The following is a 13,376-nucleotide window of genomic DNA, read 5'->3' as shown; positions in this document are numbered from 1 at the left end:
GTTTGGATTTAATGTTGAACGATCTGCTGTTCTTTTGGATCGCATAAGATATAAACCGGCGATATTGAGAGATTCGCTTTTGCGGCTCTCGCTTGGTCCATGACTTTTACCAACGACCCAGTTGGCGCACGGTACTCAGTCTCTACAATGACCACGGTGTTAATATCTTCTGCTAATTTACGTTCGACGTTGGCACGGACGGAGCGAATATCGATTTTGCGTTGATCGACGATGATTTCGTTATTTGCACAAACTTTTACAATTATCGCCTTCGCATTGGTCAACATCTCCTCCTTCTTTTTGTCATCTTGATGTTTAGTTACGTCGAGCCCCTCTTCGCGAATAAAAGTGGATGAAACAATAAAGAAGATCAACATGATAAAAACAATATCCAACAAAGGAGTGACATCGACATCTGCATCGCCTTGCTTTTTTAGTTTGCTTTTACGCATCATTTATCCTCCAAAACAAGTTTGTTTTCTAGTTCAGCGATATTCCGTTGCGCTCGGCGTTGCAAGCTAACGCTAAACAACAAACCTGAAAGCGAAACTACCATTCCCGCCATGGTTGGAATGGTCGCCTTTGAAACGCCAGCGGCCATCGCACGGGAATTACTCGATCCGGTAAAAGCCATAACATCAAAAACATCTATCATTCCCGTTACAGTTCCAAGCAAACCCAAGAGTGGTGCTATAGCTACTACAGCTTTGATTGTTGATAAATTTTGTTCTGCTTTTCCTTTCGCGATAGACAATAAACGTGTTCGTATTTGATGAGCGAACCAAGAGTGTTTATCGCTGCGATTTTTCCAAATAGAAACAATTTTACCGCTCACTCGTTTTTGTCGCTGCCATAGATAGAAGTGACGTTCGATGATTAGTAACCACAGCAAGAAGGTTGTCATCATAATAACGATCAACACTGCCCCACCTTGTTCAAGGAAATGTTCAATTTCCTTGAACAACAACAGTGGATGAAAAGCACTAATGAACTCCATCATAACGATTACCCCCGTTGATTCTGCTCTGCACGCTTCGCTACTAGACCCGCACTTTGCTCTTCCAATACCTGCTGTACCGAACGAGCGCGACCGCTAGTAACGCTATGAAGTAACAACAAGGGAATAGCGGCAACCAAGCCTTGCACCGTTGTCACCAGGGCTTGGGATATTCCTCCCGCCATCAACTTCGGCTCACCGGTTCCCCACATGGTGATGGTTTGGAATGTAACAATCATGCCAACAACAGTTCCCAACAATCCCATCAGCGGCGCCACCGCTGCTAACACTTTGAGAATATTTAAACCACGATCTAAGCGAGGAACTTCTTTAAGTACTGCGTCGTTGAGTTTTAACTCCAAGGTTTCTACATCAACACTCGGGTTGTCTTCGTAGGCTTGCAGCACTCGGCCTAAGGGGTTGTTATTGGTAATGGTTTTACTATTCATCTGTTTTCGAACGCGTGATCCGATAAGCCATAAACTGAATAAACGCTGAAACCCGATGAGCAAACCAATAAGCGCCAAGCAAGAAACGATATAGCCCGGTATGCCACCTTGCTTAAAGCGCTCAGCGAGACTGGGAGAATCAACAAGTAAATTTAGAATCGTCCCTCGAGAAGGATCGATAGTCGCGCGAACAATCTCACCCGCATGTGACGAACCTAAATGCTGGATAGATTTCACAAAGTCCCGCCCGGGTTGTCGAGACAGCGGACTCAATCGACTGGAACTTTCGTCAATGACGAGGAATTTTCCCTCTGACATCGCTACAAAAGGGCCAATTCGGATAACGTCTTTCTCCACCGGCGTCCCGTTATCGTTACTAATCAAGGTATTGAAACGCGTCACCTTTCCCTGCTCGGTTTGCTCTTGCAACAAAACAATCCATAACGCACGGAGCTGCTCAATACTTGGCAGTCCTTTACTTGAAGTGATCTCATCAAGAGCCTGGCTACGACCTGGAAATTGAGCACTGACTAATGAGCCTTTTATTTGTGCTCGAGTATCAGCCGCAACTTGCCTCGTTACACCAAATAGCTCCTCAAAATTTCCTAAACTGTTTTTCAACTCAAGATCTAACTGATCAATTTCACGTTTGTTCTCAACAATACTTTCTTTCAACGAGACACCAAGCGCGTCAGCATTTTCGACGTCCCTTTTTGCTGACTCAAGAAGCCTGGCTTGTTCGTTTCGCTGTTTAAGAAAAACATCCATGCGCTCTTGGTTAATTTCGCTGGCAAGTGTTCGACCTTCCACCACTCGCGATAATAAATCCTCCAAATTCTTCGCCGGAGATAGCTCTTGCGAGAAAGCACTTAGAGAAGTCAGAAGCCATGCACTTGCTATCGCAACTTTTATAAGCGGTTTTTTCTTAGATATTTTTTTAGTCATCGTGAAGCCCTCGATCTAATTAATTAAATACAGATCAGAATTAGTTTTAGTGAATTAATTGGGTACGGCAACGGGAACAAAGAGGAGATTTGAGGGAACCTGTTCGTTGGCCATTCGTATCCCCAATCGAATATCCTCGTCAAAGCTCGGATCTAACATCTGCCATTGTTGGTTTACTGCGGACCAGCGATAAGACTCAGACGCATCAATGGTTTGATATAGATAGGCAACGCGGCCTACTTTTAGAAAACTGACAAGCTGGCCGTCTTCACTGCCATCTAAAGTTGCGTCGTAAGTTTCGATAGTTCGACCGTAATCATTTTCAATTTGATACGCCTCTAATATTCTTCGATACTTTTCTGAATTTGATATATTGCCGTTGGTTAACAGGGTCCTTAAGTTTTCAACTCGCGATGTTCGCTCTGCCAATAAAAAAGGCAAATCAAGCGCTATAAAGTTTTCAAGCGCATCTAACATATCTGCCATCATAGGAACAATATTGCGTTCCAAATTGGCAATTTGACCAAACTGATCTCGTAAAGCTTGCTTTTCGTTTTGTTGACTAATAATTGTTTGACGTAAACTCTCGTTATACTTTTCCAAAGTAGAGATTTGAGTAAGGGCCGACTGATATTCATTGGCCATTTGTAAACGTTCATCATCAACCCGATCGATTTCACGTTGTGTTCTGGCGCCTTCATCGATTTTTTTTATTTCAACGTTTTTAATTTGCTCCAAGGTAGCGTTTTGCGCCTGACTTAAGGCTGCAAATAGACACAAGCAAAATCCAACAAACACTCTCACAGGTTTTTTTTGAATTGATGCGGTTAATACTCTGTTTTTCTTATCCATATTCGTACCCTCTAAAGTAGCTATGTTGAGTTGTAAAACTCGCCAAGCGTTTTTACATTGCAGTAATTGGTGATTTCTCAATAAAAATTTATACATCCCTGTAAGCACACCTCCCTTTTCGTAAGATCCCCTGACTTTTCCCGACTGTTTTATCTAAACCAAGTGGCCGTCTCACCAACAACAAATCAAACAATCTAGGCGCCGGCTGTTACTTAATTAACACAATGTTATTTTTATAACAATTGCTATAAAAATAACACCTAACGTAATGAAGTCAAGTGTTGTGTTTGCTTGTGTTAAGGGGTTTCAAGCTGAAATGGCTAAGTGGAGTGAAAATTAGGTTTGTATACTATTGTTTTTATTAGAATTATTTACTGATAGTTTAATTTTTCATGTATTTTGTTGACATCAATGCTTTTCTGCTATAAAAATAACAGAACGCTACTTATATAACGGGGAATGAAACGGTGATATCCATCATTTTGTTCTAAAAAGTCGAAAAATTAGCAAAAGCAGACTCTCTCCTATGACACAAAGCCAGAACCACATCACTCAACTTAGCCGCCGGCAACGCCAAATCATGGATATATTGTTTCGCCACGGTGATAGCACCGCAGAAGAGATCCGCGAACGACTACCAAACCCTCCGAGCAATTCAGCTGTTCGAGCAATGCTGGCAACTCTGAAAGATAAGGGACACATAAAACATCGAGAAGAGAATTTTCGTTATGTGTATTCCGCGACGATGGAACAGGATAAAGCGCAGCAAACCGCAATGGATCGGCTAATTAATACGTTTTTCGGTGGCTCGCGAGTTGCCGCTGTAAACGCGATGCTGGGGATGCAGTCAGATCAAATATCTGAAGAAGAATTAACTCAATTGGGCAATATTATTGAGAAAGCTAAAAAAGAAGGGTTATAAACACATTAGGTTTTTTTAAACCAGGCAATAATAAAAACCATAGCCATTCGAAACTTTGTTAATAACTACCTTAACTGGTTTTGAGAATAATTGGAGGTAACTCCCATGGAAAACCTTTTCGGGGCAACGATGAAAAGTGAAGCAGCGGTGGATTTTTTACTCCTTATCGCTTCTCTCAACTTCAGGGCGTTTGTACTCCTGCTGTGTTGTTTAGTTATTTTAAAATTTTTGAAAGGTTCCGCCGCGAATCGACACGTTTTTATTTCTGTTGCTATGCTGGCAACTCTTTTATTACCCCTTGTATCTAGTATTGCCCCCTCCATCGATATTGTTTTTGAGATGCCCTCTTCGTTGGCCAAAGGCGCCAGTCTAATTAGTGACGAACAAATCAACATAACGGCTGTTGCTACCCAGACCATTAGCACTCGGCAGAACTTTAGTTTCACGACGTGGGTATTTAACAATCTTCAAAATATACTCGTCACCTGTGTCCTTGCTTATGTGTTTATTAGCGCGATGATTTTACTCAAGGTGTTATTCAGTAATCTTAGAGTCTGCTTAACGACAATCTGCGCAGAACGCAGCTATCAAAATAATTGGTGCAGCGTTATCAATTTTCATCGCATACGCTTTTGGATGCCCAATAATGTGCAACTTCGTCACAGTCGCCATATCCGCTCGCCAATGACGTGGGGAATAATAAATCCAGTCATTCTCATTCCGACTTCCGCATTAAATTGGGATGAAGAGTTAATAAAAAGTACGGTTCTACATGAGTTAGCGCATATAAAACGAAGAGATTGGCTTACTCAACAACTTGCTTGGTGTGTGTGCGCTATTTATTGGATCAACCCCTTAACGTGGAAGACCCTAGATTATTTACATTGTAGTGCGGAAACGGCCGCAGACGACATGGCGCTAAGCACCGGTTTGAAAAAAATCCATTATGCGGAAAATTTATTAAATGTTGCTAAAGGCTTATGTCGCTTCAAACATTCAAACTACGCAAGCTTATCGATCACCGGCAAAAGCAGCGAGCTCGCCAACAGGATAACGGCAATTCTGAATCCTAAGGGAATTCATACACCGGTTAGTGGTAAACCATTATTTCTTACCTTGACCTTAATCTTATTTTTCTTATTGCCTCTTACGAGCATTCAGGCGAACTATCGACAAAAAGTAAATGTGCCAATTCAAAATGATGCTACCAAAACATATATTGCCACCGGCAGTTTACATATCTCTCGGCTATCGAATCTGCAAACCATAGATGATTCTCCACTCTCCCCCCCTATGCTTCCGCCGATTTATTCAAAACAAGAAAAAATCGAGAATACAAATCAATCAGGCTTCGTTTTAGCCGATGTTAAATATAGAACGCCAAACGCCAGAACCTTAATAGATGCAAAGAATGTAGAACAATTGCATGATTCTCCTATTAGCGAACACTTTGTTCACATAGACAACCCGCAAGTAATCGTCGATATTTCTAGCGCCGAAGCGTTTAAAATTGCCAGCGATAAATTTGTTGCAAAATTACAAGGCGTGAATCAACCAAAGCAAGTTGAAAACACGGCGGTCGCATCATCTACCCTCGCACAAAACCCAAGCCAAAAACAAGCGGAGAACAATGAGGGTGTCGACGTACCGCAACCTTCACCGCCCAAAGAACTCCGCGCTCAAAATCCTTGGCTCACACTTGCCCAGCAATTCAGTATGCAACCCGAAGAAGCTGATGCCAAAAGCGATCAAGTAGAAGAGAGCCCTATACCAAGGAGCTTAAAGCCCCGTAACCTGGTAACACCTCGCTATCCAACCATCGCTAGACAAAGAGGAATCGAAGGCGAAGTTACTGTTGAGTTTGATGTAGATGAGGACGGAAAAGTTATGCAGGCGACGATCATCGCTGCATCACCCAGTGGAATTTTTGATCGGCACGTAATCAAGGCCCTGGAGAAATCCGAATATCAACCGAAAATGATCGACGGGAAAGCAGTATCTGTTAAAGGGATTCAGGAAATTTATCGATTCGTTCTTGAAAGTTAATTTAAAAATGGGCAATTGAATTGCCCATTTTTATTCTAAGCGTTTCCTACAACTTAATAGGCGTCCCTTTCACTCCACTCATTGGCTCAGCGACAACGGCATTCCAAGCAATTTTTTGCAAAAGCAATTCACGTGCTGCGGAATTTGGATCGTCCGCATCAACCAAGGCTTGTATCCCTACAGGACTTTCTCTGTACATCGCGGCAAACCAAACGTATGTAACAAGATTCACACCTGGCGTTGTTAGATGTCCTAAACCATCACGAAAAATTTCACTTTGCTTTTCGATTCCAGCTACCTTGCCTTTTATAATTTCTTTTCGCAGGTTGTAAACCGCTACCGAAGAAGGTACGACATAAGTCATTTGTGAACCAGAGCGCTCATTAATACCAGTAAGCTGCCCACGCAATTTTTCCAAATAGCCACCGGGGGCTTCTAAACTGGCAAGCCAATTATCCAAGGTCGCAACGTCAGCTTTATCATGATCTTCATTACTAAACGTAGGTCGTGTTGGCCGCTCGCCATTAACTCTAACGGTCGAACCGTTTCCATCCCATGCAGACCAAGAGCTTTGCACCATGATTCGTGCGTTGGGGTTGGTTTCGATAACAAGATCACCAAACAAATCAATTGCTGGTTCAGGCATTACCGCATTGGGGGACATCGTAAAAACATCAACGCCACCTTTTCGCAATGCGACCTTTGCAATATTTTTTGAATCATCACCACCACCTTGCTGCCAATGCTGCATAGGCGTTGAGCCACCTATCATTTGTACCGCCAACGCTTCATGACCCGCCTTATTCCGCTCTTCAGCCATCGCGGCCAGTGGGCCTGGCGTCGGTACAAAATCAGGATCACGTGATCGTGTGGGACCAATAAAAACATTAAATGAATGAGTGGCCATTACATATTTTTGACCAGCGTCTATAGCCGCCGTACTTGAATCATCGACAGCACTACAAGCGCTGAGCAGAACAAATAAAAAACTCGCCGATAAATAACTTAAGGGTTTTCGAAACGTGTTTATTTTCGTTGTTATCATGGGATTAACTCCAAGCATATTGATTAACTATTAGTATTATTTTTGGTTGGCATCAACAATGTATAACTCTTCACAAAGCGTGATAGATCTAGACGGGAGTTATTATATTTATTTTCAAATATCATCAGCGATACAAATAACGACGATGAGATATTGCGCCTAAGATTCACTTCAAACAGACCTAACAATCAGTAATTTATCTTGTCGAAACTAAAACTCCATAAACCGGACAACGGGTGATTGTAAGTTGCACTAAAATAACAGGTTTAGGTAGCCAAGGCTATGCACCGCAAGAGGCCGCAAACATAACTTAACCGTTAACAATCAAGCATCCAATTTTTCTCGAGGGATTTACACCCACGACGCCACCTTTGTAGTGGCTCCTTATCAATACTTATCTTATCCATGCACTAGACTGTTGATCGAAGTCAAAAAAAACTTATCAAGGCATGGGACAATGGGGAAACACAGAGGATGCTTCTTATGAATTTTATAAACAACTTTCGTCTTATTATTCCTGTTGGTCTCATGCTATTGGCAAATACTACCTTGGCAGAACCGTCTATAGAAGAAGCTCTGGAAAACACTTGTGGTAATTGCCATACCGCTCCTGGAAAACAGAGAACAGCGCCCCCACTCTTCGCAGTTAAACGTCATCTCTTAAAAAATTTCCCGGAGCGAGATAGCTTCATAGAACATGTTGTAGAGTGGGTCGCCAACCCATCAGAAGATAGAGCCTTAATGCACGGCGCAGTAAAAAAATTCGGCCTTATGCCGCCGCAAACATTTACCACAGAACACGTTAGAAAGATCGCTGCATATATTTATGACACCGAGCTACCCTCACCTATGGGCTCTAAAATGCACTCAGGAAAGGGACACCAAGGTATGAAACATGGAGAGAATAACGAAAGCCATGAGCACATGAACCACAAGAATACGGATGCGCATGAGCACAACACCGTGGAATCTACGATACAAAATGAGTCGGAATAAGTCTATTCTGCTTAAGGAATTATCGGGTATTTTACTGTTTTTATAGCTGCATTAGCTTTTTTATATCTACATTAAGTTAATGTAGCTTCCTTAAAAAATACTACATAAATAATTCGCTAACCATACTATCACTACATTGACATTCTTCCAGTTACACTTTTGATTTTTGCGCGCCCATCTTCAACAACAACGACCGTTTCTTCATCTGTTCGCGTCGACATAACTACACTGCCATTCATAATAATTTCTTCCACCACCGTATCGGTGACAAAAGCATTGTTCGCATCGTGAATAGTAATTTCAATATCTTTAAGTTCATGAGTATAGCTCACCGGTACAGCCCAACCTTTTTCCAGCATGGTTTTATATTCGCTAAGATTCCAAACTTGGTTGCCTCCCATGTCGCTAGGCATATTTATGCTTATCACTGCATCATCAGTAAAGTGAGAAACAACGCCCTCAGCGTTCCTATTCTTAGTCGCTAACTCAACGCTATCGATCAATGCTTTTACATTTTCTTGATTGAGTTCAAAATCAGATGAACTACTGCAAGCCGATAAAATAAGTAGCAGCCCAAGTGCCGTAGACAAAAATTTCATAAAGCAATCCTTCTTGGTAATAATTAAGGGTTATTTAATTTTTTAAGGAGATAAATTAAACTGAAAAAATTTCGTTCCAGCAACCGGGTTATTAAAATACGGGCTAATCTCGTAAAAACCCATTGCTTTATACAAACCTTGAGAAAAATGGGTTGGCGGTACAGCATCTAGAACAACACGCTCATAATTGAGATTTCTCAAGCGATTGAGCAAGTTTTCCATCAACAACTTTCCTAAACCCAAGCCTTTATAAGCATCTCTTACATACAGACGTTTTACTTCCGCGGTTGAGTTGTCCATGCTACGAAAACCAACACCACCGGCGATACTGTCGTCGACAATTGCGAAAGTATATTGCCCCTTTGGCAAGGTAAACAGCGAACTTAAAGTCAACATTTCACTCTCGAAATCTTGATAAGAAAGATCGATATCAAGCCAGGCGACATATTCACGGATTAAATCATGAAGTGCCTGTTCGTCTTTTGGGAAAACCGCTTCTCGAAGTTGAATAGTTCTTTGGCCTATCATGAATAAGGTCTTGTAGAGTTACTAAGTAAAAAATAATTTATAATTTGGCTAATTCATTTTGAATATTGCTACGCGCTTGGTTTTCAAAATGCTCTCGATAGTAATCTGAATGATAAAGATAATCCAAATCCAGAAACGCTCGAAGCAACTTTTTTCGACCTCGTTTATACAAAAAAAAGGGGACGTGTGCATATTCCAAACGTATCCACTCGCTATAGAATTGATAAAGCGTCTGTTCCGCTCCGAGAATACCGAGGTCAATATCAATAAGCATTTTCTCATCGTTCGAACTGGGCCGCGAAGGGTGTATCGTTAACAAAATTAAATCATTAACTTTTTTTACGACATCTTTAGATACACCCAATTTAATCAATACAGTGCAAGCATAGACTGCGCTGAGTTCCTCGTTATTATTTTTCTTCGGATTATATATAACGTCATGAAACCAAAGCGCTAAGGCCAAGGAATACGAATCGTTTATTTGGTTTTTATGGGTATCAAGTGCTTTTAAACAAGCGCGAATATGTTTAAGGGTGTGATAGTGACGATGCGTTTCACTGTATTTTTCAAATAGCGAAGAAAATTCAGATTGCAGAATGTCAGATGGTATTGCGGGGAAAAGCTCAAGCCAATGCCCCAGCATTTCTTCATATAGATTTGACTGAATACTACTTTCCATCCCCTGAATGCTGCCTCTATCGTGTGTAAAATTGCCCAACTTCGAAACGACAAAAGCTACAAGAATATAACGAGGAATGAAAGTAAATTTTACGCGCTAATTATTGTCCACCTTTTAAGATCCCGGGCAAGGCATAATTACCCTCATGGCATGCGTATTCGTATATCTGCCCATCCATAGGAGAGAATTCGTATTCACCACCCCAAGCTTCGCTCCACGTTGCCGGATCTTCGATCACAAATCTATAATGCAATCGATCTTCAGCTACACGAGTAAAACGCTCTGTCACCGTTAAGGTTTCCCACGCTCCATAATAAGCTTGGCTCTCAGGAATATGAGTTGTTTCTACAACAAGGGTATTACCCTCCCACCAACCAATAGAATCACCGAACCAAGGCCGGACATTATCTTCTCGATGTTTACTATTGAGGCGAATAATTCGCGCGTCGTGAATCATCTCAACAAGAATCAACACGTGATCGGCTGACTGCACAATTTGATAATTATTATTATAAAAACCATTCGCAAACATCGGTGGCCCTCCGTTGCGACCAAAGCCAATTATGCAACGCTCACCGAAACCACGCGCTTCATAGCTATCAAAAGAGCCACCTGGGTATCGTCGTCTAGTCGGAACTGCTCCGTTAATCCGTGGTGGAATTTGCCCATTTTCGGTAGTCAAAATCGACGTTCGTGGTTCGCCACCCACGCGCATCAAATGCGAACCTGGATCTAACCAAAAGCGATTATAAAAACCTGTTGCGCCACCCGCCGCCGCGAACTCTGGTCGCAGCGCAACGGTTCTTTCATGCTGAAAATCCGCTGGCGCATTCGGGTCCGTTGCTTGATTAGCTTCGGCCTCCTCCACTTCAACACGCGCTTCAATTACTGAAGCTTCTTCGGCGCTATAAACTAATTGATCACCCAGTGCTCGCGGCCGCGTCAATGGCGTTATCGTAACGTTAGTCCAAAATCCGCCAATATCCGGCTGACCAAAGGCAGTACGTGGTGCTTCGTAATCGCCATAAAGTTTTTGCGCTTGTACTGATAGAGGAACCGTAAAAGTAGCAACGAATACAATTATTGTTGGTAAAAAGTGTGTGGACGTTAGGCGAAAAGATGCCATTCTATGTCTCCAATTCGAAGGCGATTTTTTTAATTCTGGCTAAAAATCAAGGCTAAGCTTGTTAAAAAGTATTTTTAAGCTCTGAGCAATTGGAAGCGAGGATAGTTTTATTCGAAAGTGAAGTCCAGCAAGAAGCAGGGAATTTTGTTAGGAAACAGTAAAGTTGACTTATCGACGAATCTACTTAAATAATCTTTATCTAAGTTAGAAACAGAATCTTACGGTACTCAAATTTCAGGTATTTTCATTCTGAATAGAGCGCTATAAATTCGTTACAGAAAGCCCTGTTGTGGAAGTTTTTTAATCATCGCTCCGCCTTATAGCCAGGGTTTAAGCACCAATAAAGAGACTATTATAAAGAGACTATTGCGCGCCGTGTTTTCTCAATAGCGCTACGATTTCGCCATGTCCATTTGATAGTGCCGCTTTCACCGCAGCGAATCATGGGGTCAGAGTAATTGATTTCTAACGACTTGCTTTAAAGTACTTTGATTTCCTGTCGCCCCCTTTTCCTAACGATTTAATTCGTCGATTTACAGCCGTTGCGATTTGCGCTTTAAACTTTCCTTCACCAAGCACCCAACCTTTATTTGTTGAATCACGAATAGTTGACAGTGTCACTTCAGGCATTCTTCCCTTAAACATCTCCACATATGTTGCCCGCCGCTCCTCATCAGTTTTACCCAACGCGACATAGGTTTCATGCGGTGAAATTAAATTAATTTGCTTTCCCACACCGTTTGCTTGAAAACTCGACCAAGGATAGCTAGACGCATGATCAACCATGTTAGCCCGCACTGGATTCAGTTCGATATAACGATACACAGTCAATATATAATTTTCCGTGTCCACTATTGTGGATTTGTATCGCCCTTCCCACAACGTCCCCGTTCGCCGATACACCGTATTCACGTAACGAACGTAATAACGCCCTAACGACTGCATCATCTTTGATACGCAAAATTCATCAGCTGGCGTCGCTAATAAATGAACATGATTTGTCATTAGAACGTAGGCGTGAATGGCGACTTCAAATTTTTCACTAAATTCGTGCAGCTTATCAAGATAGACGGTGTAATCAGCAGTATCGAAAAAACATGCCTGTCGATTACTACCACGTTGAATAATATGTTGGGCGCACCCAGGTGCATATAAGCGAGGGAGTCTAGCCATGGAATCCTTTCCTTTAGCTGTTTGCGAAAAAATAAAAATAAAATTATCTATTGAAAAAAATCAATTACTCTGACCCTTTGATTTTCGTCGTTTTCGGGTGTCCTTAAAGTGGGTGTCTTGATTAGTTACTCTGATTATTTTTATTATTCGTTTTTGTGATCTTGCCTGAACATTCAAAAAATAGTGGAACACCTGATTTTGAATCAGAATACTCTATACATGGTTCACTATTAATTATTATCTCTCTCTCCATCAAATCCCAAATAAAAAAGGCCTCTAACCAAGAAACGTTACCATCTCGGTTTAAATCCATCTGTTCGCTGGAAAACTTATACACATTGGAACCGGGAGTGTACGGCAAAAATATGCCCACCAAAAGAAAAATTATTACAACTAGAAATATAGATAATTTGACTTTCATTTGCAGACCTTCTCAATCATTTTAAGGGGTGTATGTGTTAATCCTATTTACTAGTGGACTCACTTTAAGCTGAAGCTCTAAAGAGGACGGCAATGTTGAAACACCAAGTGAACCGGCACCCGCAACCGCTAAACAGGCTTGAACTCCTGTAGAGCAATTGTTTAGCAGTCCCCCGTATTTATCGCTGCCAACATTATTTTTTGCTTTTTCCATACATTTATCAAAAACCTTATCTTGTTCCGGCGTCAAAGACACTACATAACCCGTACCGCCACGTCCAACTTTTTCTGTTTGTCGTTTTATATATTCATCAGCGGTCTTATAGGTCTTATCCCACCCCGAAGGACCATAAGAGTAATTCTCGTCATTTTTTCCTCTTGTTGATACATGGCCAAACCAAGACGCAGGATGTCTCACCCCTAAGTTTTCCCAAACGATCACTTCGCGATCCAATCCATACGGATCTACAAACCCAACCGGATTCCCCCCCACATACCCATAAGTATTAATCCCCCCCATCAACCCAATCGGATCACTCTCAACATACCTCCCCAACCCCGGATCATAATCCCGAAAATAATTGTAATGCAGCCCCGTT

At 41.7% G+C, this 13,376-nt stretch carries 14 protein-coding genes; 3 read left to right on the top strand and 11 right to left on the bottom strand.

Annotated elements, in window-relative coordinates:
- Positions 1–8: 8 nt before the first annotated feature.
- Genes ACYUCY_RS16620 through ACYUCY_RS16605 form a run of 4 tightly spaced genes read right to left on the bottom strand, consistent with a single transcriptional unit; the run spans position 9 to position 3,243 of the window.
- Positions 9–455, bottom strand: a complete 447-nt coding sequence (locus ACYUCY_RS16620; protein ID WP_460227651.1) for an ExbD/TolR family protein — start codon at positions 453–455, stop codon at positions 9–11.
- Complete coding sequence (locus tag ACYUCY_RS16615) at positions 452–1,000, bottom strand: MotA/TolQ/ExbB proton channel family protein (RefSeq protein ID WP_460227650.1); 549 nt, start codon at positions 998–1,000, stop codon at positions 452–454. The genes ACYUCY_RS16620 and ACYUCY_RS16615 overlap by 4 nt, the downstream gene beginning before the upstream one ends.
- Before the next feature lie 5 nt (positions 1,001–1,005).
- Positions 1,006–2,391 carry a MotA/TolQ/ExbB proton channel family protein gene (locus ACYUCY_RS16610; protein ID WP_460227649.1) on the bottom strand — a complete coding sequence of 462 codons (1,386 nt, stop codon included), beginning with the start codon at positions 2,389–2,391 and terminating at the stop codon, positions 1,006–1,008.
- A gap of 54 nt (positions 2,392–2,445) precedes the next feature.
- Positions 2,446–3,243, bottom strand: coding sequence for a DUF3450 domain-containing protein (locus ACYUCY_RS16605; protein ID WP_460227648.1), 798 nt, complete (start codon positions 3,241–3,243; stop codon positions 2,446–2,448).
- A 526-nt stretch (positions 3,244–3,769) separates the two neighbouring features.
- Here ACYUCY_RS16605 and ACYUCY_RS16600 point away from each other — a divergent pair.
- Complete coding sequence (locus ACYUCY_RS16600) at positions 3,770–4,165, top strand: BlaI/MecI/CopY family transcriptional regulator (protein WP_460227647.1); 396 nt, start codon at positions 3,770–3,772, stop codon at positions 4,163–4,165.
- Positions 4,166–4,270: 105 nt separating this feature from the next.
- Positions 4,271–6,211 (top strand): M56 family metallopeptidase, encoded by a 1,941-nt coding sequence (locus ACYUCY_RS16595; protein WP_460227646.1) that lies wholly within the window; start codon positions 4,271–4,273, stop codon positions 6,209–6,211.
- 46 nt (positions 6,212–6,257) lie between these two features.
- Here the strand turns inward: ACYUCY_RS16595 and ACYUCY_RS16590 are convergent, their stop codons facing one another.
- The gene (locus tag ACYUCY_RS16590; RefSeq protein ID WP_460227645.1) at positions 6,258–7,256 is read right to left on the bottom strand and encodes a hypothetical protein; all 999 of its coding nucleotides are present in this window, start codon (positions 7,254–7,256) and stop codon (positions 6,258–6,260) included.
- A gap of 534 nt (positions 7,257–7,790) precedes the next feature.
- On the opposite strand from ACYUCY_RS16590, the gene ACYUCY_RS16585 reads away from it, so the two are divergent.
- A complete protein-coding gene (locus ACYUCY_RS16585; RefSeq protein ID WP_460227644.1) occupies positions 7,791–8,252 on the top strand; it encodes a hypothetical protein in 462 nt (153 codons plus the stop codon).
- Positions 8,253–8,383: 131 nt separating this feature from the next.
- Here ACYUCY_RS16585 and ACYUCY_RS16580 read toward each other — a convergent pair whose 3' ends face one another.
- From ACYUCY_RS16580 to ACYUCY_RS16555, 6 genes are all read right to left on the bottom strand, one after another.
- On the bottom strand, positions 8,384–8,851 hold the full coding sequence (locus ACYUCY_RS16580) for a Cif family virulence factor (RefSeq protein WP_460227643.1): 468 nt from the start codon (positions 8,849–8,851) through the stop codon (positions 8,384–8,386).
- A gap of 42 nt (positions 8,852–8,893) precedes the next feature.
- Entirely contained in the window at positions 8,894–9,379 is a 486-nt protein-coding gene (locus tag ACYUCY_RS16575; RefSeq protein WP_460227642.1) for a GNAT family N-acetyltransferase, read from the bottom strand.
- 37 nt (positions 9,380–9,416) lie between these two features.
- Positions 9,417–10,058 (bottom strand): HD domain-containing protein, encoded by a 642-nt coding sequence (locus ACYUCY_RS16570; protein ID WP_460227641.1) that lies wholly within the window; start codon positions 10,056–10,058, stop codon positions 9,417–9,419.
- 100 nt (positions 10,059–10,158) lie between these two features.
- Entirely contained in the window at positions 10,159–11,184 is a 1,026-nt protein-coding gene (locus ACYUCY_RS16565; RefSeq protein ID WP_460227640.1) for a hypothetical protein, read from the bottom strand.
- 465 nt (positions 11,185–11,649) lie between these two features.
- The gene (locus tag ACYUCY_RS16560) at positions 11,650–12,357 is read right to left on the bottom strand and encodes a transposase (RefSeq protein WP_460227639.1); all 708 of its coding nucleotides are present in this window, start codon (positions 12,355–12,357) and stop codon (positions 11,650–11,652) included.
- A gap of 442 nt (positions 12,358–12,799) precedes the next feature.
- Positions 12,800–13,376 (bottom strand): RHS repeat-associated core domain-containing protein (locus ACYUCY_RS16555; protein ID WP_460227638.1); only part of this gene is annotated, 577 nt, incomplete at its 5' end.

Source organism: Aurantivibrio infirmus, assembly GCF_054767315.1.
The sequence above is the reverse complement of the archived record's forward strand: the minus strand, read 5'-3'. Positions and strand labels throughout refer to the sequence as shown.

Excerpts from the sequence above, each read along its gene's own strand:
- ACYUCY_RS16620 (WP_460227651.1), bottom strand. The coding sequence starts at position 455 with ATGATGCGTAAAAGCAAACTAAAAAAGCAAGGCGATGCAGATGTCGAT.
- ACYUCY_RS16615 (WP_460227650.1), bottom strand. The coding sequence starts at position 1,000 with ATGATGGAGTTCATTAGTGCTTTTCATCCACTGTTGTTGTTCAAGGAA.
- ACYUCY_RS16610 (WP_460227649.1), bottom strand. The coding sequence starts at position 2,391 with ATGACTAAAAAAATATCTAAGAAAAAACCGCTTATAAAAGTTGCGATA.
- ACYUCY_RS16605 (WP_460227648.1), bottom strand. The coding sequence starts at position 3,243 with ATGGATAAGAAAAACAGAGTATTAACCGCATCAATTCAAAAAAAACCT.
- ACYUCY_RS16600 (WP_460227647.1), top strand. The coding sequence starts at position 3,770 with ATGACACAAAGCCAGAACCACATCACTCAACTTAGCCGCCGGCAACGC.
- ACYUCY_RS16595 (WP_460227646.1), top strand. The coding sequence starts at position 4,271 with ATGGAAAACCTTTTCGGGGCAACGATGAAAAGTGAAGCAGCGGTGGAT.
- ACYUCY_RS16590 (WP_460227645.1), bottom strand. The coding sequence starts at position 7,256 with ATGATAACAACGAAAATAAACACGTTTCGAAAACCCTTAAGTTATTTA.
- ACYUCY_RS16580 (WP_460227643.1), bottom strand. The coding sequence starts at position 8,851 with ATGAAATTTTTGTCTACGGCACTTGGGCTGCTACTTATTTTATCGGCT.
- ACYUCY_RS16575 (WP_460227642.1), bottom strand. The coding sequence starts at position 9,379 with ATGATAGGCCAAAGAACTATTCAACTTCGAGAAGCGGTTTTCCCAAAA.
- ACYUCY_RS16570 (WP_460227641.1), bottom strand. The coding sequence starts at position 10,058 with ATGGAAAGTAGTATTCAGTCAAATCTATATGAAGAAATGCTGGGGCAT.
- ACYUCY_RS16565 (WP_460227640.1), bottom strand. The coding sequence starts at position 11,184 with ATGGCATCTTTTCGCCTAACGTCCACACACTTTTTACCAACAATAATT.
- ACYUCY_RS16560 (WP_460227639.1), bottom strand. The coding sequence starts at position 12,357 with ATGGCTAGACTCCCTCGCTTATATGCACCTGGGTGCGCCCAACATATT.